This window comes from Flavobacterium sp. KY-23415 (assembly GCF_055384985.1).
In genome coordinates this window covers 1,282,503-1,302,222 of record NZ_AP044001.1, presented here as the reverse complement: position 1 = coordinate 1,302,222, position 19,720 = coordinate 1,282,503, and the positions used below count along the sequence as shown (strand labels likewise).

The following is a 19,720-nucleotide window of genomic DNA, read 5'->3' as shown; positions in this document are numbered from 1 at the left end:
TCAAAGATAAGAAAAAGTGTCTATTAATAATAATTTGGTAATTCAGAACAAAAATCATTGTCCTATGGAATACTCTTTTTTTGTGTAACAAGATAAACACCTATAAAGATTAAAATTGCTGAAATTATTTTAATTAAATTCAATTCATCCTTTCCTAAGCTAATAGCAAAACTTGCAGCAAAAAGTGGTTGTAAATAGATAAAAACAGATAATGTAGTTGGTTTTAATTGTTTCATTGCCATTAAGTTTATCAGGTAGGCTAAAAATGTTGTAAAAAAAACTACAAAACCAATTTTGTAATATATATTAGTGGGTAGTTCCTGCCATTCTATTGCATTAAATTCAGAATAACCAAATGGTATCACAAAGAGTAACCCGAAAGAATAAACCCACTTTATAAAAGTAAAAGCATGATATTTAGAAATTAATTTCTTTACTATAATTAAGTAAATTGCATAGGAAAAAGCATTTGTAAATACTAAAAAGTTGCCCCAGTTTGCATTTGAACCACTTTCAATAGATTTTCCATAAAGTATTAAAATCGATGTCCCGGTTAAACCGATAATAATTCCAATTCCTTTTTTTAATTCAATCCGTTCTTTAATGAGAATTGCAGATAATATTAAGACGATAATTGGAGCAGTAACCATTATTACAGATGCGCTAATTGGTGACGTGTAGCTGAGTCCTTTAAAAAAAGTTAATTGATTGAAAGCTACTCCAAAAAAAGCGGCAGCTATAATTCTTGGAAAGTCCTTTTTGTCAATCTTTTCTTTTGGTCCAAAAAATGTTAAAAACCAAAAAAGCAAGGTCGCACCAATACTTCTAATGAGAATAAATCCAAAAGGCTGCACATAGTTGGGCATAACGTCTTTGGCGACAGTAAAAGTCGAACCATAAATCATGGCAACAAAGGTTGCCCCAATGACGGCTAGTCTTCTTTTTGACATTAGCTTAAGGCAGATATTACTTCGTTAATGACTTTTTGATTATTGCCAATATAAATCTTACCATTAATTATAAAAACAGGGCGACTTAAGAAAGTATAATGTTCCAATATTAAGGATTTGAAGTCTTCTTCAGTCAGTTTTTGGTTTTTCAAATCGCGTTGTTTGTATAATTGTGCTCTTTTGCTAAATAACGCTTCATAACTACCCGAAAGCGAATACATTCTTTCCAAAATAGCATCTGTTAAAGGGTCTTGTTTAATGTCATGAAAAGCAAGTCCATTGTTTTCTGGTAAAGATTTTATGATTTTTCTACAAGTATCACAAGAAGCCAAATAGTAAATAGTATTCATTCTTTTTTTTACAAAAATACAAATTTGAACCGAAACCATTTGTTTTATTTGTTTTCCATTTTCTTGCTGTTCATTATGCCTTTTTCTTTTTTGAATGAAAAAGAAAAGGAAGTCTCTTTCATTTGGGTAAAAAAGCCAACTTTTAGGATTTTTTTAATATTTCATTTTATTACCTTCGTAAAAACAGTTTTTTATGAAGACAACTTTTGAAATTTGGAAAACAAGTAGAAAAATCTATCTAGATCTATTAGATAAACATTCTTTAGAACAATTAAACAAAATACCAGAAGGATTTAGTAATAATTTAATTTGGAATATAGCTCATGTTGTTGTCTCTCAACAAAAATTGGTTTATGCTTTGTCTGGATTACCACTACAAATAGCAGAACATTGGGTCGATAAATATCAAAATGGAACAAAGCCAGTAAATGAAGTTTCTTTTGAAGAACTAGAAGCAATAAAAACGATATTAGTATCAACAATAGAAAAGACAGAAGAAGATTACAACCAAGGTGTTTTTAAAACGTTCAATCCTTATCAAACAAAAACGGGTTTTTATATTGCTAACCTTCAAAATGCGTTTGAGTTTAATAACTATCATGAAGGAATTCATCTTGGTATCATGTTTCAGATTAAGAAGTTTCTATAAATAGAATGTAGAATAAAAAGATAAAAATGAAGTTTAACACAAAGACAATTCATGGTGGACAACATCATGAAAAGCTTACAGGTTCAGTTATGCCTCCAGTTTTTCAAACATCAACTTTTGCACAAATGTCACCCGGAAAACCAATTGGCGATTATGAATATAGCAGAGGAGCTAATCCAACAAGAACAGCTTTGGAGGAGGCTTTAGCAAGCATAGAAAATGGAACTAGAGGGTTGGCTTTTGCTTCTGGTTTGGCGGCAATAGATGCTATTATGAAGGTTTTAAAATCTGGTGATGAAGTTATAGCTACAGAAGATTTGTATGGAGGAACATACAGAATGTTTACTAGAGTTTATGAAGATTTTGGGATTAAATTTCATTATGTAGAGATGAGCAACATACAAAAGCTTGAATCTTTAATTACTGATAAAACAAAGTTGGTTTGGGTAGAAACACCAACAAACCCAATGATGAAATTAGCAGATATTGAACAAGTTGCTAAGATTGCTAAAAAACACAAATTACTTTTAGCTGTAGATAATACTTTTGCAACACCCTACTTGCAAAAACCCTTAGATCTAGGTGCAGATATTGTTATGCACTCCGCAACAAAATATTTAGGTGGTCATTCAGATGTTATGGCTGGTGCTTTAGTGGTGAAAGATAAAGGACTTGGAGAAAAACTACACTTTGCTCAATTTGCAACTGGAGGGATATTGGGCCCAATGGATAGTTATTTAGTCTTGAGAGGTATTAAAACACTGCATTTACGAGTACAACGTCATTCAGAAAATGGAATGGCCGTTGCGAATTTTTTAGAAAGTCATTCTTTAATTGATAGGGTTTATTATCCTGGATTAAAATCACACCCGAATCATGAAATTGCAAAAAAACAGATGATAGGTGGTTTTGGCGGAATGGTGGCTTTTACTTTTAAATCTGGGAAATCAGAAGATGCGATTGCTTTTTTAGAGAAGTTAAAAATTTTCACATTAGCAGAGTCTCTTGGCGGAGTAGAATCTTTAGCAAGTCACCCAGTATCAATGTCACATGGATCTATGCCTGAAGAGAAGAGGAATGAGTTTGGAATTACTGCTGATTTAGTTAGGTTGAGTGTAGGTATTGAGGATATCGAAGATTTAATTGAGGATTTAAACCAAGCATTGAAACAATAAAATGGTTGAAAATAAAAATGCCTTGATTATTTCAAGGCATTTTATATAAAATAAAAAAAATATTTTTTAATCCAAATAATAGATATATCCGAAATTTAACCAAAGATTCCAGTCATTTGCTTTGTTCTCCTTGTATATTTCTGGATTCTTTCTTAAACCATCAACCCAGTCAGAGAAGTAATATTGCCATCTTAATTCTAAAAATAAATCAGATAGTTCTGTTAATTTATAACGAGTACCAAGACTACCAACTACAGAAAAAGTATTCCCTCCTTCAGAAGAATATCCGTCAGGTAAATATCTATCATATGTAGTTTCAAGTGTGCCTAAAGGGCCTAATTCAGAATAGGTGTTGTTTTGAAAAAATGAGAAATGCGCACCTAAACCTAAGAAAGGAGCAAACGCACCATTGTCATTTGCTGTAAACTCTCGAATACTCCAAGGGTAATATTCTAATTGCATACCAATGTCTGTAACTTTAGCTTCACCCTTCATGGCTCTTAACTTAATTCCATTTGGGGAATTTTTGTCAGCCCATTCTCCAAAATGCTCTAATTTAGTGCTATTGTATGATAGTTCAGTGCGTAATTTAAAGTGGTCATTAAAATAGGTGTCAGGTGTGTAACAATTACATTCTGCACCGTATGAAAAGTTTAAATAATGAACAAGACCGACTGCAAAACCAGTATTACCTTTATTGGTTTCGAAATCATGTCTAACACCAAAATCAGATTGAAAGGCAACACCACCAACGAAAGCTCCTATTTCGTGAGAAAATCCTCTTTGCGCATTTACTGAAAAACTGGCAAAAAGAGTTAGTAAAATAAAGGGTTTTATCATTTTAGGCATACTTTTAGTATTTTCATTAGTTAAGAACAAATATATGAAAACTTAAGTCAGATGAAAATTTTTTTTATTTTTTTCGTTAAAAAAAAATTAAAACAGGCGAGCCATCGTATTTTTTTCTCAAAAAAAAGATCTTGTGATTTAATAAAATGTATATTTGTTGCGCAAAACGAAAACGTTTTCATTTAGTATAAATGAAGCGAATATTAAAGCAAATTTAAACCAAAATATCATGAAAGAAAGTGTAGCATCTTTTATTGAAGCAGTAGCTAAAAGAAATTCAAATGAGCCTGAGTTTATGCAGGCGGTTAAAGAAGTAGCAGAAACTGTTATTCCTTTTATTGAAGAAAATAAAAAATACCAAAATAAAATGCTTTTAGAGCGAATGGTAGAAGCTGAAAGAGTAATTATGTTTAGAGTTGTTTGGCAAGATGATGCTGGAAATACTCAAGTTAATAGAGGTTACCGTATTCAGATGAATTCTGCGATTGGTCCTTATAAAGGAGGAATTCGTTTTCATCCATCAGTAAATTTAAGTATTTTAAAATTCCTTGCTTTCGAACAGACATTTAAAAATAGTTTAACTACATTACCAATGGGTGGTGGTAAAGGAGGAGCTGATTTTGACCCTAAAGGAAAATCAGATAATGAAATTATGCGTTTTTGCCAAGCTTTTATGACTGAATTGTCTAAGCATATTGGTGCTGATACAGATGTTCCTGCTGGAGATATTGGTGTTGGAGGAAGAGAAGTTGGCTATATGTTCGGTCAATATAAAAGATTGAGAAATGAGTTTACGGGAGTTTTAACTGGTAAAGGAATTTCTTTTGGAGGATCTTTAATTCGTCCAGAAGCAACAGGATATGGAGATGTATATTTTGCTCAAAGCATGCTTGCAACTAGAGGAGAAAGTTTTTCTGGAAAAACTGTAGTCATTTCTGGTTCAGGAAATGTGGCTCAATATGCAGCTGAAAAAGCTATTGAATTAGGAGGAAAAGTTGTTACTTTTTCTGATTCTGCTGGTTACATTTATGATGAAGCAGGAATTGATGCTGAAAAACTAGCTTATGTTATGGAGATTAAAAATGTAAACTATGGTAGAATTAGTGATTATTTAAATAAATATCCTAATGCTAAATATGTTGCAGGTAAACGTCCATGGGAAGTAAAATGCGATATTGCATTGCCTTGTGCTACTCAAAATGAGTTGAATGAGGAAGAGGCTAAAACACTTGTTGCAAACGGATGTATTTGTGTGGCTGAAGGAGCAAACATGCCTTCTACACCTGAAGCAGTTGAGGTTTTTCAACATGCTAAAATATTATTTGCACCTGGGAAAGCTTCTAATGCTGGAGGTGTTGCAACTTCTGGATTGGAAATGTCTCAGAATTCATTACGTTTAAGCTGGACAAGAGAAGAAGTTGATGAAAAACTTAAAGGAATTATGTCAAACATCCACGAAGCTTGTGTGAAATATGGTAAAGATGCTGATGGTTATATTGACTATGTAAAAGGAGCAAATATTGCAGGTTTCGTTAAAGTTGCTGAAGCAATGTTAGCGCAAGGAGTTGTTTAATCTTTAAAGCATACGTCTAAATTATATAGAAGAGATTTTCAGAAATGAAAGTCTCTTTTTTTATTTTTAAAATATACCTAAACTTGTTTTTCTTCGTTTATCTTATATTTGTATAAAATAATAAAAATGAAATCTAAATATATAATACTATTTTTATTTTTAAACCAGTTACTTTCAGCGCAAGGGAACCAACTTTGGAAAGGGTATTTTTCCTATAATGAGATTGTAGATCTTGAAGCTACTTCTGATAAAGTTTTTGCAGCGACAGAGAATGCTGTTTTTAGTAAGAATAGTATAGACGGAGATGTTGTCATTCTAAATTCGGTAAACGGTTTCAAACCAGAATTGATTACTGCGATTCATTATTCAGAGGAATTTAAAAAAACAATTGCAGGAAATTCTAATGGGTTAATTTTAATATCTGATGATGAGGGAAATACACAAATAAAAGTTGATATCATCGAAGAGGTTCCTGTTGCTCAAAATAAAAAAAGAATTAATGATATTTATGAATTTAACGGGAGACTTTATATTGCTACAGATTATGGAATTTCTGTATTAAACTTGGCAACTTCAGAGTTTGTTAGCACTTATTTTATTGGAACTTCGGGTCAAGAAACACAAGTTTTACAAACTACTGTGTTAAATAATGAAATATATGCCGTTACTAGGTATTCTGGAATTAGAAAAGCGAGTTTGTCAAATCAGTTTTTGTACGATTTTAATCAATGGCAAACTTTTGACGGAGGTTATTGGTCTGGAATAGTGACGTTTGATGAGCAGATAATTGCAATGAATGCGAATAGTATAACTTATAGGTATAATGGAGGTTTTCAGCAAGTTTTAAATCATGTTCAACAAGGAAAAAAAATAAAAGTAAATGATGATAAATTGGTTATAACTACTCAAAATAATGTTTTTGTTTTAAATAATCAATTTGTTCAACTAGCTCATGTTACTGCAATTACGGGCTATAATGCTATTTTTTCAGCCGCTAATGTTGTTGGGGATGAATTATTTATAGGCACAACTAAGGAGGGATTGTTTGTAACAAGTCTCTTAAATCCAACCACTTTTGATAATATTTCACCAGATGGCCCAGTTAGGAATAATATTTTTAGAGTTAAGAAAGCTCCAAATTATCTTTGGGCGGTTTATGGAGATTATACTTTCGATTATAACCCTTACCCTTTGGATGAATTGCCAATTAGTAAGTTTTCTAACAATAATGGCTGGGAAAATATTCCTTATACAAACTTGTTAGGAGCAAAATCGATTTGTGATATCGTTGTTAATCCAAATAACTCTAATGAGGTTTTTGCATCTTCCTATTATGCGGGGTTACTTAAGATAAATGGAGAAAATATTTCTTTATTTAATCAATCTAATACTGGTCCTAATGGGTTGGAAACAATGCCTGTTTTTTCTGGATCTGATGGTTCAATAAGACTTAATGGATTGGCTTTTGATAAAAACAATAACCTTTGGATGACTAACGCTTTTGTGGAAAAAGCAATAAAAGTGATGAGGTCAAATGGGCAATGGCAATCCTATAATCTGTCGAGTGTTTTTACAAATATTATACCCATAAGATTTGGGTTAACCGAAGTGGATAAAAATAATACAAAGTGGATTGCTGCATATGATAAAGGGGTGCTTGGTTTCAATGAAGGGCTAAGCAATAAATTACTTTTGATAAATTTTGAAACAGGTAATTTGCCAACAAATATTGTAAAATGTATTGCAATTGATAGAAGAAATCAATTATGGATTGGTACAGAGAAAGGGCTAAGAGTGCTTTCTAGTGTTGATCGTTTTGTTTCTGAAAACGAATTATCTACCAATTCAATTATTATTCAAGAAGGAGATTTAGCACAAGAGCTGTTTTACCAGCAGAATATTTTTGATATTAAAGTAGATGGAGCCAATAGAAAGTGGGTTTCTATTGAAGAAGGAGGGGTTTTTCTGGTGTCCTCAAACGGACAACAGACAATTTATAGGTTCACAAAAGAAAATTCGCCTCTTCCAAGTAATAATGTTAAAGATATTGAAATAGATGAAGTAACTGGTGAAGTGTTTTTTGCAACAGACAAAGGCATGGTTTCTTTTCTTGGGACTTCTACAAAGCCAAGTGATGATTTAGCTAATGTCTATGTGTATCCTAATCCTGTGAGGCCTGAGTTTAATGGTACGGTAAAAATTGCTGGTTTGACCGATAAAGCAAATGTGAAAATTACTGATATTGAAGGGAATTTAGTTTATGAAGTTGCTTCTGCAGGTGGAACAATAGAATGGGATACTACTGTTTTTGGAGGTAATAAGGTTGCTTCTGGGGTATATATGGTTTTTATTGCTTCTCAAGATGGTTTAGATTCTACAGTTAAGAAGATAATGGTTGTTAGATAATGTTAGTTAAAACCAAAGCTATTGTAATTTCCTCTCTTAAATATCAAGAAAAAAGTTTGATTGTAAAATGTTTAACAAAAACTGATGGAATAAAGAGTTATTTTGTTAACAATGCGTTTACTGGAAAAAATAATAAACAGAAAAATTCCTTATTTCAACCACTCAATCAAATTGAAATAGAGGCATATCATAAAAATAAAGGGGTCTTAGAGCGGTTTAAAGAAATAAAGATAGTAAATCCATATCAAAGTATATATTTGAATATCGAGAAAACAACAATCACGCTTTTTCTTTCAGAAGTTTTACATAATGTACTTAAAGAAGAAGGGAGTTCGGAAGAATTGTTTTCTTTCTTAGAAGCGGCATTTTTGTGGTTTGATAATCATGATGAAATTGCTAATTTTCATCTAATTTTATTGCTTCAAATTACAAAATACTTAGGGGTCTATCCTCAAAATAATTTAGAATCAAATACTTTTTTTGAAATTTCTGAGGGGGTATTTGTTTCTTCCCAAACCATTACTTCGTTAACATTAGAGGAAACAACATTATTTAGAAAGCTAATGGATTTGAAAATGGATGATAATCAACGGATTTTTTCTGTTTCTCAAAGGCAATTATTACTTAAAATTTTAATGCAATATTATAGTTTTAATTTTGAAAATTTTAGACATCCAAAATCACTTCAAGTTTTGAAAGAAGTTTTTTCTTGAATTTGTCGAGGTTTTATATGGCTTTCTTAATTTCTTTTTGCTTAAAAATCCATACAATTATTTGAAATTTAGTATTTTCGCATCTTTGATTATAGAAAGCAATAAAATGAGCGCAAAATTTACTGAATACAAAGGACTAGACTTGCCGAAAGTTGCGTCAGAAGTTCTAGATTTTTGGAAAAAAGAAAACATCTTTGAGAAAAGTGTTACAACTAGAGAAGGAAATCAACCTTATGTTTTTTTTGAAGGACCACCTTCAGCGAATGGATTACCTGGTATTCACCACGTAATGGCACGTGCTATTAAAGATATTTTTTGCCGTTATAAAACTCAAAAAGGATTTCAAGTAAAACGAAAAGCTGGTTGGGACACTCATGGTTTGCCAGTAGAATTAGGCACAGAAAAAGAGTTAGGTATAACCAAAGAAGACATAGGAAAAAAACTTACTGTTGCTGAGTATAATGAAGCATGTAAAAAAACAGTAATGCGTTATACTGATGTATGGAATGATCTTACTGAAAAAATGGGTTATTGGGTAGATATGGAAAATCCATATGTTACTTATAAATCCAAATACATGGAAACAGTTTGGTGGTTGTTAAAACAGATATATGATAAAGGTTTGATGTATAAGGGTTATACTATACAACCCTATTCACCAAAAGCAGGAACAGGTTTAAGTGCTAATGAAGTAAATCAGCCAGGAAGTTATAGAGATGTTACCGATACTACGGTTGTTGCTCAATTCAAAGCTATTAATGAAACGTTACCAGATTTTTTAGCTGGGTTTGATGATATTCATATTTTAGCTTGGACAACAACTCCATGGACTTTGCCTTCAAATACTGCATTGACAGTTGGTCCAAAAATTGAATATGTTTTGATAGAGACTTTCAATCAATATACATTCAGACCTATAAAAGTAATTTTAGCTAAAAATTTGGTAGGAAAACAATTTGGGAAAGGTTTTTTTGAGGCTTCTGATGTTACAGATTTTGAAAGCTTTAAAGAAGGGGATAAGAAAATACCTTACCAAATCATAAAGGAATTCAAAGGAGTTGATTTAGTAGGCATTCGATATGAACAGTTAATGCCTTTGGCTTTACCAAATGATAATCCTGAAAATGCTTTTAGAGTAATTGCAGGCGATTTTGTTACAACAGAAGATGGTACAGGAATTGTGCACACTGCTCCTACTTTTGGAGCAGATGATGCTAAAGTGGCTAAAGAGGCAATTCCAGAAATTCCTCCAATGTTGGTTAAAGATGTTAATGATAATTTGGTGCCTTTAGTTGATTTGCAGGGAAAATTTATTCAAGGTCTAGGAGAATATTCAGGTAAATATGTTAAAAATGAATACTATCTTGAAGGAGAAGCTCCAGAGCGTTCTATAGATGTGGAAATTGCGATTCAATTAAAAGAAGAAAATAAAGCTTTTAAGGTTGAAAAATATGTACACAGTTATCCTCATTGTTGGAGAACCGATAAGCCAATTTTGTACTATCCATTAGATTCCTGGTTTATAAAGATAACTGAGGTGAGAGATAGAATGTTCGATTTAAATGAAACTATTAATTGGAAACCTAAATCTACTGGTGAAGGACGTTTTGGAAATTGGTTAAAGAATTCAAATGATTGGAATTTGTCTCGTTCAAGATATTGGGGTATTCCTTTGCCAATTTGGAGAAATGAGGAAGGAACAGAAGAAATTTTAGTGGGTTCTGTAGAAGAATTGTACAATGAAATAGAAAAAGCTATAAAAGCTGGTTTCATGACTAAAAATCCATACAAAGGGTTTGAAATTGGAAATATGAGCGAAGATAACTATGATTTAGTCGATTTGCATAAAAATGTAGTAGATGAAATTGTATTAGTTTCTCCTACTGGAAAGCCAATGAAGCGTGAAACAGATTTGATAGATGTATGGTTTGATTCAGGATCTATGCCCTATGCGCAATGGCATTATCCTTTTGAGAATAAAGAAAAAATTGATGGGAATCAGGATTTTCCTGCTGATTTTATCGCAGAAGGTGTAGATCAAACAAGAGGGTGGTTCTATACTTTGCATGCGATTGGAACGTTAGTTTTTGATAAAGTGGCCTATAAGAATGTTGTGTCTAACGGACTGGTGCTAGATAAAGAAGGGCAGAAAATGTCTAAACGTCTTGGTAATGCAGTAGATCCTTTTACTACGCTCGCAGATTATGGTCCTGATGCAACAAGATGGTATATGATTTCTAATGCAAACCCTTGGGATAACTTGAAGTTTGATATTGAAGGAGTTGCTGAAGTAAGGAGAAAGTTTTTCGGAACACTATATAATACATATTCATTCTTTGCGTTATACGCTAATATTGATAAGTTTAATCATTCTGAAGAAGAAGTGCCTTTAGAGCAACGTCCAGAGATTGATCGTTGGATTTTGTCTGAGTTGCATACTTTAATTAAGCTTGTTGATGAGGCTTATGCAGATTATGAACCAACAAAAGCATCTCGTGCAATTTCAGATTTTGTTCAGGAAAATTTGAGTAATTGGTATGTGCGTTTGTGCAGAAGACGTTTTTGGAAAGGTGAATATGGTACCGATAAGATTGCAGCATATCAAACACTTTATACTTGCTTGGTAACTGTTGCAAAATTAGCGGCTCCAGTTGCTCCATTTTTTATGGATAAACTTTACAAAGATTTAACAGCAACTACACAGTTAGAAAGTTTTGATAGTGTACATTTGGCCGAATTTCCAAAATCGGTTGAAAACTTTGTTGATAAATCTTTGGAAAGCAAAATGTTGAAGGCTCAAACAGTTTCTTCTTTGGTGTTGTCGTTAAGGGCTAAAGAAAAAATAAAAGTGCGTCAACCATTGCAAAAGGTTATGATTCCTGTACTAGACGATAAGCAGAGACTTGAAATTGAGGCAGTTTCAGATCTGATTAAAGCAGAAGTTAATGTAAAAGAAATTGAATTATTAGATGATGCATCAGGCGTTTTAGTGAAACATATTAAGCCAAATTTCAAAGCACTAGGGCCACGTTTTGGTAAGGATATGGGGCTGATTTCTAAAGAGATACAAAATTTTAGCCAAGAGCAGATTGGAGTTATTGAAAAACAAGGAGAAATTGTTCTTGAAATATCAGGAAAAAGTGTTAATTTAACAACCGAAGATGTAGAGATTTCATCTCAAGATATTCCAGGTTGGTTGGTAGCTAATGTAAATGGAATAACAGTAGCATTAGATATTACAATTTCTGATGAATTGCGCAATGAAGGAGTAGCTAGGGAATTAGTGAATAGAATTCAAAACATAAGAAAAGATTCTGGATTTGAAGTGACAGATAAAATTAAAGTTCAAATACAAAATAATGAGATTATTGAACAAGCTGTTAAGGAAAATGAAGGATATATAAAATCGGAAACATTAACAAAGGAACTGATTTTTGTAGAAGAATTAAAAAATGGTACAGAAATTGAGTTTGATGAAGTAAAAACAAAAGTATTAATATCAAAATAGAATAGTTCAATCGTTTCTTGTATTTTGATGTTAAATTATTAACCTTAATATTTTAGAAATTATGGTAGAGGACAAATTAAGATACTCAGATGCTGATTTGGCTGAGTTTAAAGAAATCTTGCTAAAGAAAATTGAAAAAGCACAAGCTGATTTAGATTTGATTAGAAGTGCTTACATGAATGATTTAAATAATGGAACAGATGATACGTCCCCTACGTTTAAAGCGTTTGAAGAAGGAAGTGAAACAATGTCGAAAGAAGCAAATTCTCAATTAGCAATTCGTCAAGAAAAGTTTATTAGAGATTTGAAAAATGCACTATTTCGTGTTGAAAACAAAACCTATGGAATATGCAAAGTAACAGGGAAACTAATTGCAAAGGAACGCTTGAAAGTTGTGCCTCATGCTACAATGAGTATTGAAGCAAAGAATTTGCAACGTTAATGTTTGTATAAAATTTTAAAAACGCTCCTTTAGGAGCGTTTTTTGTTTAGTAAAATCATTATTTTTGTTGAAATTTTTAAAAAATGTCATTAAAGAAAGCCTATTTTTTAGTAATCCTAATATTATTAGCAGATCAAATATCTAAAATTTATATTAAAACACATTTTCATATTGGAGAATATATAAAAGTTCTTAATCTAGATTGGTTTCGAATCCATTTTATAGAAAATGAAGGTATGGCTTGGGGAGCTGTTATTCCTGGCGAATACGGTAAATTAGCGCTTACTTTGTTTAGATTAATTGTTGTGCCAGGTATTGCTTGGTGGTTGTGGGATGCAATTAAAAAGGAACAATCTAATTATTTAATTACTGCAATTGCCCTAATTCTTGCTGGTGCAATAGGTAATATAATTGATTCTGTTTTCTATGGTGTAATCTTTAATGAAAGTAATGGACAAGTTGCAACCTTGTTTTCTGATGCTCCCTATGGAACTTGGTTTCATGGTAAAGTTGTAGATATGTTGTATTTTCCTTTTTGGGAAGGTAAATTGCCAGAATGGTTGCCTTTTTGGGGTGGGAAAGACTTTTCTTTTTTTAATGCAATATTTAACATTGCCGATATGGCAATCTCAACAGGTGTTGGGATTTTGATTGTTTTTAATAAAAGGGCATTTGCAAAATAAATAGCTTTCCGATTTAATTATCTAAATCTAAAATTAAACCTTTAATCTTTTAAAGGAAAGTTTTATCTTTGCGGCTTATTTCAAAAAGGACATAATGAATAAATTACTAATAGTAGGAACAGTAGCTTTTGATGCTATTGAAACACCTTTCGGGAAAACAGATAAGATTTTAGGCGGGGCAGCAACGTATATTGGCTTGTCGTCTTCATTTTTTAATGTAGATGCAGCAATTGTTTCTGTAGTAGGAGAAGACTTTCCAAAGGAATATTTAGATTTATTAGAAAATAAAGGGGTTAATATCGAAGGAATCGAAATTGTAAAAGGAGGGAAAACTTTCTTTTGGAGCGGAAAATATCATAATGATTTAAATTCTAGAGATACTTTAGTAACAGAACTTAATGTTTTGGCAGATTTTAATCCAGTAGTTCCTGAAGCATACAAGCAATCTGATGTGGTTTTATTAGGAAATTTGCATCCGCTTGTTCAAGCTGGGGTTCTAGATCAAATGACTGAAAAGCCAAAATTAATTGTTTTAGATACAATGAATTTTTGGATGGACTGTGCCTTACCAGAGTTAATGAGTGTGATAAAACGTGTAGATGTAATCACAATTAATGATGAAGAAGCTCGTCAATTATCTGGAGAATATTCTTTAGTTAAAGCCGCAGAAAAAATTCATGCAATGGGACCAAAATATGTTGTAATTAAAAAAGGAGAACATGGAGCGTTATTGTTTCATGATAAAGAGGTTTTCTTTGCTCCAGCTTTACCTTTAGAAGAAGTTTTTGATCCAACAGGAGCTGGCGATACTTTTGCAGGTGGTTTTGCAGGATATATTGCGCAAAGCGAAAATATTTCATTTGATAATATGAAAAACGGAATTATCTATGGTTCAAATTTAGCTTCATTTTGTGTGGAAAAATTCGGAACCGAGAGAATGGAAAAATTAAAAAAAGAAGAAGTTTTAGCGCGTTTGCAACAATTTAAAGCGTTGACTCAGTTCGAAATAGAATTAGAATAAATATTTATGCCTCGATTTTTCGGGGCATTTTTAATATAAGTTTCATTGACTTAACTATAATAACAAAAACAACACAACAAATTTATGAGCGACGCTATTAAACATGAATGTGGCATTGCCCTTTTGAGATTATTAAAGCCATTAGAATATTATAAAGAGAAATACGGCTCTTCTTTTTATGGTGTGCAGAAAATGTACCTTTTAATGGAAAAACAACATAATAGAGGGCAAGATGGAGCAGGATTGGCAAGTATTAAATTAGATGTTAATCCAGGAGAAAGATATATTAGTAGAGTTCGATCAAATGACTCTCAACCAATAAAGGATATATTTTCTCAAATTAACGAAAGAATAAACACAGAACTTGAAGAGAATCCAGAATATTTGAATAATGTTGCGCTTCAAAAAGAAAAAATTCCATACATAGGAGAGCTCTTTTTAGGTCATGTGCGTTATGGTACTTTTGGGAAAAATAGTATTGAAAGCGTTCACCCTTTCTTGCGACAAAACAATTGGATGCATAGAAATCTAATTGTTGCAGGTAATTTCAACATGACCAATGTTAAGGAGTTGTTTCAAGATTTAGTTAATTTAGGACAGCACCCAAAAGAATTAGCCGATACAGTAACTGTAATGGAAAAAATTGGTCATTTTCTCGATGATGAAGTGACGGGCTTGTATCAGGAATGTAAAAATGAAGGATTTAATAAAAAGGACGCTTCTCCAATAATTGCTGAACGATTAAATATACCTCGAATTTTAGAAAGAGCATCAAGAAATTGGGATGGTGGTTATGCTATGGCGGGATTATTAGGTCATGGAGACTCGTTTGTAATGAGAGATCCTGCCGGAATTCGTCCTGCATTTTATTATAAAGATGATGAAGTAGTCGTTGTGGCGTCTGAACGACCAGTAATTCAAACCGTTTTTAATGTGCCTTTTGATGCTGTGCAAGAATTAGAGCCTGGAAGTGCAATTATTGTTAAGAAAAATGGGAATGTATCTATTAATCAAATTCGTACACCTTTAGAAAAAAAGGCATGTTCTTTTGAACGAATTTATTTTTCTAGAGGAAGTGATTCAGAAATTTATAAAGAAAGAAAAGAGTTAGGGAAATTAGTTTTTCCATCAGTTTTGAAATCAATAAATAATGATACTGATAACACTGTTTTTTCTTTTATTCCTAACACAGCAGAAACTTCATTTTATGGAATGGTTGAAGCAGCAAATGATTTTCTAAATCAAAGAAAGATCCAGTCTATTTTGGAAAATAAAGAGACATTATCCGAGGAAAAACTTCAAGAAATTTTGTCTGTTAAATTACGTTCTGAAAAAGTAGCAATTAAAGATGCAAAGCTACGTACTTTTATTACTGAAGACAGTAGTAGAGATGATTTAGTAGCTCATGTGTATGATGTTACCTATGGGGTTGTGAAGCCTACAGATAATTTAGTTATTATTGATGATAGTATTGTTAGAGGAACAACCTTGAAGCAAAGTATCATTAAAATGATGGATAGATTAAAGCCGAAGAAAATTGTAGTAGTTTCTTCTGCACCGCAAATTAGATTTCCGGACTGTTATGGTATTGATATGGCCAAATTAGAAGGATTAGTGGCTTTTAGGGCTGCATTAGAGCTGCTTAAAGAAAGAAATCTTTACCATATTGTTGATGAGGTCTATGAGAAATCTAAAGCTCAAGAAAACTTTAAAGATATTGATGTTATAAATTATGTTAATGAAATTTATGCGCCATTTTCAGATGAAGAAATTTCTGCAAAAATATCCGAAATGTTGAAGCCAGAAAACACTAAAGCAGAAGTAGAAATAATTTATCAAAGTGTTGAAAATCTTCATAAAGCATGTCCTAAGAATTTGGGAGATTGGTATTTTACAGGAGATTATCCAACAGCTGGAGGTAATAGAGTTGTTAATAGAGCGTTTATGAACTTCTATGAAGGAAAGAATGCTCGGGCATATTAATAAAAAATTAACTGCTTAACGTTTTTTTTTGCCATTCAACAATTTTTTTGTTTTTGTACATAAAAAGCGTACTACTTTAGCACTACCAGAAAATTAGTAGGTTAAGTTTTATGGTAGATTTGGGGCAAAAAGGGTGAAAGTAACATTTCACCTTTTTTATTTTTACTAGTGATAGACTGTATAGAAAGGGAAATCTTAAAAACTACTATTCATCGTTTTTTTTTGTTGTTCAACAATTTTTTTGTGTTTGTATATATAAACAGTACTACTTTAGCACTACCAGAAAATTAGTAGGTTAAGTTTTATGGTAGATTTGGGGCAAAAAGGCAGAAGAAATTCTGCCTTTTTTTATTTGCGAGAAAGAGACTGTACAAAAAAGTCAAATTACTTTTTCAAGAATTGTTATATAAATGGTTTCTGATAGGTACATGTTTTTTTAAAGGTTACCTAATACAACACTGCCCCCAAATAGTGTCTAACTATTTGAGGGCAGTGCAGTTTTCATACAATCGCTTTCTTGTGAAATTTAATGTCAAAATTAACTAAACCTTCTTGCTCTCGGTAATCTCTAATTCTGTTTTCACCTCTTCTTTATTTTTGACTAATCGAATTGAGTATTTAGCAGGAAGGAGGTATTGTTTTTTGTTTTTGGCTTTTTCAAACACCACTTTTTTATCTTTTTTCTTCCATTTAGCAATCACATCATCAGATAAAGTATAATCATATTCAACTATGTTTAATCCTTTTTTTGCTGTTACTATTTTAGAAAAAACAGCAATTCCTTTTTCATTCTCTATTGTTACTTCTACTTCTTCATTTGAATTAGAATAAAACCAAATTGAAGTTTTAGGTTCGAATGGTTTTGCCCAAGCACTCCAGCTATTTCCCCAACGTTCAGATTTTTTAATTGAAGGCACTTCAAAAACATGCAAAGATTTATTCGTAATATTTGAAGTTAGTTTTTGTAATTTATCTATTCCAACTTTATACAACGAACGACCATGTGTGCCCACAATTAGTTCTTTTGCTTTTGGTTGGACAGCTAAATCATGCACTGCTACATTAGGCATTTCAGATGAAAAATCTTCCCATAATTCGCCTCTATCTAGTGAAACAAACAAGCCATTGTCGGTGCCAACAAACAAGATGTTTTCATTTTCTGTGTCTTCAAGAATGACATTCACAGCACTTTCTGGTAAATTAGCTTTTATATTTTTCCATGTAGTTCCATAATCTTCTGAAACATAAACATAGGTTTTAAAATCATCATTTCGATATCCGTTTAAAGTGACATAAACACGTCCTTTTTCATGACTTGAAGCAATTACTCTAGACACCCATAAATCTTGAGGTAAATTATCTGATATTTTTTGCCATGTTGTTCCGCCATCCTTAGAAACATGAACCAAACCATCATCTGAACCAACATAGAACAAACCAAATTGAAACTTACTTTCTGAAAAAGATGTAATTGTTCCAAAAGCCACATTCCCTTCAACAGCACCTTTAGTTAGATCTGGAGAAATTTTTTCCCAGCTTTTTCCTTGATTCATTGATCGGTGTAAAAAGTTAGATCCCATATACAAGATATCTTGGTTATGAGAAGATAATAGTATTGGTGTTTGCCAATTGAAGCGCAATGGTTCTTCATCTTTTTTTGCTTGTGGAGAAATAAAGTCCATTTTATGATTTGCACGATCAATTTTGTAATAGTTACCAAATTGAAAACCTGTAAAAACAATATTAGTATTCCTATTGTCAATCTGAATTTGCATTCCATCGCCACCCATTAAACTTTCATAAGGGTATTTGCCTTCTTGTTGCCATGAAGTTGAGGGATAATAATTGTTATTCGCAACCCAAACACCATTGTCTTGCAAGCCTCCATACACATTATACGATTCTTTGTTGTCAACATTCACAGCATAAAACTGTCCAACTGCTTGATTGTTGCATTTTATCCAATGCGCACCATTATCATAACTAATATTAATTCCGCCGTCATTACCATTGATAATATGATTTGGATTTTTAGGGTTTATCCAAGTTACATGATGATCTGCATGAACATTTTCTTTGCTAATAATTTCTATGGTCTTTCCACTATCTCCTGAGAACAAAAGTGGAACACCACCAAAATAGATTCTATTTTCATTATTTGGATCAACAGCTATAGTTCCGAAATAATAACCATAACTATAATATAAATCGTCAATAAAACCTTCATGAGTTCGATTCCATGTTTTCCCACCATCTAAAGATTTATAAATTTCACAACCAATAACTTCTGTTTCGAAAAGTGCTTTATTTGCATCTTTAAGAATTGCTTTCACTTCTGAGGGTTTTATATCTCCTTTTTCTACCCAATTCTTTAAAGTTTCGGCTCTATATTTTTCTCCTAAATTATGTTTCTTTAAATAGGCGTTTATCTCTTTATTCGATTTTTGAAGAAAAACCTCACCGGGAGCACTAAACATTTCTGGCTTAGGTAATTTATCATCTGTTTTCGTTTTTGTCTCAGGTCTATTGTTTTGATTATCTACAATTGCATATAAAACATTCTGATTAAATACTGCAAGTCCTATTCTTCCAACGCCTTCATTATTTGGAAACCCACTTGCGTCTGTTGAGATTAACTTCCAAGTAGTTCCTGCATCTTCACTTCTGTAAATTCCAGAACCTTTACCATTTCCTTTAAAATTCCAAGCTTTACGTTCTCTTTCCCATACTGCAGCATACATTATATTTGTATTGTCTGAAGCAACAGATAAATCTACAATTCCAGTATCTTGATTAATAAACAACGTTTTTTGCCATGTTTTCCCTCCATTTAGTGTTTTAAAAACACCTCTTTCCTCATTTGGAGAATACAAATGACCTAATGCAGCGACTACAATTTCGTTATTGTTTTTCGGGTTTACCCAAATGCGACTAATATGATGACTATCTTCTAGCCCAATATTTTGCCATGTCTTTCCTTTGTCTGTAGATTTTAAAACCCCAATTCCAGCATAAGAAGATCGAGAAGAATTTACTTCTCCTGTTCCAACCCAAATTGTTTCTGTTTTCCAATCTACAGTGACCGAACCACAATTTAATGTTGGTGCACTATCCATAACTGGTTCAAAACTTGTTCCATTGTTATTAGTGTACCAAAGCCCTCCAGAAGCATAAGCTGCATAAAATTCTGTTGGATTTTCGGGATTAACTGCTACATCAACAATTCGACCACTCATAATAGTTGGTCCAATATTTTGAAGTTTTACATCTGAAAACATATCGTTTTGCGCCCAAATTAAACTTTGGAGAAACAAACCTAAGAGAAGAAATTTACTTTTCATTATAAAAAAATTTGCTGAAAAATACTGAATTTATAAAGGTTCGCAAAATTTTTATTTTCATTTTAACAGCTGTTCTT

At 32.2% G+C, this 19,720-nt stretch carries 14 protein-coding genes; 10 read left to right on the top strand and 4 right to left on the bottom strand.

Going from position 1 to position 19,720, the window contains the following annotated elements:
- Positions 1–62 precede the first annotated feature (62 nt).
- Both ACZ49Z_RS05775 and ACZ49Z_RS05770 read right to left on the bottom strand, forming a co-directional pair.
- Positions 63–950, bottom strand: a complete 888-nt coding sequence (locus ACZ49Z_RS05775) for a DMT family transporter (protein WP_464307236.1) — start codon at positions 948–950, stop codon at positions 63–65.
- Positions 950–1,300 carry an arsenate reductase family protein gene (locus tag ACZ49Z_RS05770; RefSeq protein ID WP_464307235.1) on the bottom strand — a complete coding sequence of 117 codons (351 nt, stop codon included), beginning with the start codon at positions 1,298–1,300 and terminating at the stop codon, positions 950–952. Before ACZ49Z_RS05770 ends, ACZ49Z_RS05775 begins: the two co-directional genes overlap by 1 nt.
- A gap of 193 nt (positions 1,301–1,493) precedes the next feature.
- Between ACZ49Z_RS05770 and ACZ49Z_RS05765 the strand changes: the two genes are divergently transcribed.
- Together ACZ49Z_RS05765 and ACZ49Z_RS05760 are read left to right on the top strand one after the other, a co-directional pair.
- The gene (locus ACZ49Z_RS05765; RefSeq protein WP_464307234.1) at positions 1,494–1,949 is read left to right on the top strand and encodes a DinB family protein; all 456 of its coding nucleotides are present in this window, start codon (positions 1,494–1,496) and stop codon (positions 1,947–1,949) included.
- A 26-nt stretch (positions 1,950–1,975) separates the two neighbouring features.
- Positions 1,976–3,124 carry a cystathionine gamma-synthase gene (locus ACZ49Z_RS05760; RefSeq protein ID WP_464307233.1) on the top strand — a complete coding sequence of 383 codons (1,149 nt, stop codon included), beginning with the start codon at positions 1,976–1,978 and terminating at the stop codon, positions 3,122–3,124.
- Positions 3,125–3,190: 66 nt separating this feature from the next.
- Here ACZ49Z_RS05760 and ACZ49Z_RS05755 read toward each other — a convergent pair whose 3' ends face one another.
- On the bottom strand, positions 3,191–3,973 hold the full coding sequence (locus tag ACZ49Z_RS05755) for a THC0290_0291 family protein (protein WP_464307232.1): 783 nt from the start codon (positions 3,971–3,973) through the stop codon (positions 3,191–3,193).
- Between the two features lie 229 nt (positions 3,974–4,202).
- Here ACZ49Z_RS05755 and gdhA point away from each other — a divergent pair, with 229 nt between their 5' ends.
- From gdhA to ACZ49Z_RS05715, 8 genes are all read left to right on the top strand, one after another.
- A complete protein-coding gene (gdhA, locus tag ACZ49Z_RS05750; protein ID WP_464307231.1) occupies positions 4,203–5,546 on the top strand; it encodes an NADP-specific glutamate dehydrogenase in 1,344 nt (447 codons plus the stop codon).
- 126 nt (positions 5,547–5,672) lie between these two features.
- Positions 5,673–7,952 (top strand): type IX secretion system anionic LPS delivery protein PorZ, encoded by a 2,280-nt coding sequence (porZ, locus tag ACZ49Z_RS05745; RefSeq protein ID WP_464307230.1) that lies wholly within the window; start codon positions 5,673–5,675, stop codon positions 7,950–7,952.
- Positions 7,952–8,665 (top strand): DNA repair protein RecO, encoded by a 714-nt coding sequence (gene recO / locus ACZ49Z_RS05740; protein WP_464307229.1) that lies wholly within the window; start codon positions 7,952–7,954, stop codon positions 8,663–8,665. Before porZ ends, recO begins: the two co-directional genes overlap by 1 nt.
- A 106-nt stretch (positions 8,666–8,771) precedes the next feature.
- The gene (gene ileS / locus ACZ49Z_RS05735) at positions 8,772–12,173 is read left to right on the top strand and encodes an isoleucine--tRNA ligase (RefSeq protein ID WP_464307228.1); all 3,402 of its coding nucleotides are present in this window, start codon (positions 8,772–8,774) and stop codon (positions 12,171–12,173) included.
- 61 nt (positions 12,174–12,234) lie between these two features.
- Positions 12,235–12,615 carry a TraR/DksA family transcriptional regulator gene (locus ACZ49Z_RS05730; protein WP_464307227.1) on the top strand — a complete coding sequence of 127 codons (381 nt, stop codon included), beginning with the start codon at positions 12,235–12,237 and terminating at the stop codon, positions 12,613–12,615.
- An 83-nt stretch (positions 12,616–12,698) separates the two neighbouring features.
- Positions 12,699–13,298 (top strand): lipoprotein signal peptidase, encoded by a 600-nt coding sequence (locus ACZ49Z_RS05725; protein ID WP_464307226.1) that lies wholly within the window; start codon positions 12,699–12,701, stop codon positions 13,296–13,298.
- 94 nt (positions 13,299–13,392) lie between these two features.
- Positions 13,393–14,319 (top strand): PfkB family carbohydrate kinase, encoded by a 927-nt coding sequence (locus ACZ49Z_RS05720; protein WP_464307225.1) that lies wholly within the window; start codon positions 13,393–13,395, stop codon positions 14,317–14,319.
- Positions 14,320–14,403: 84 nt separating this feature from the next.
- Positions 14,404–16,302, top strand: coding sequence for an amidophosphoribosyltransferase (locus ACZ49Z_RS05715; RefSeq protein ID WP_464307224.1), 1,899 nt, complete (start codon positions 14,404–14,406; stop codon positions 16,300–16,302).
- Positions 16,303–16,844: 542 nt separating this feature from the next.
- Here ACZ49Z_RS05715 and ACZ49Z_RS05710 read toward each other — a convergent pair.
- The gene (locus ACZ49Z_RS05710) at positions 16,845–19,643 is read right to left on the bottom strand and encodes a VPS10 domain-containing protein (protein ID WP_464307223.1); all 2,799 of its coding nucleotides are present in this window, start codon (positions 19,641–19,643) and stop codon (positions 16,845–16,847) included.
- Positions 19,644–19,720: the final 77 nt, after the last annotated feature.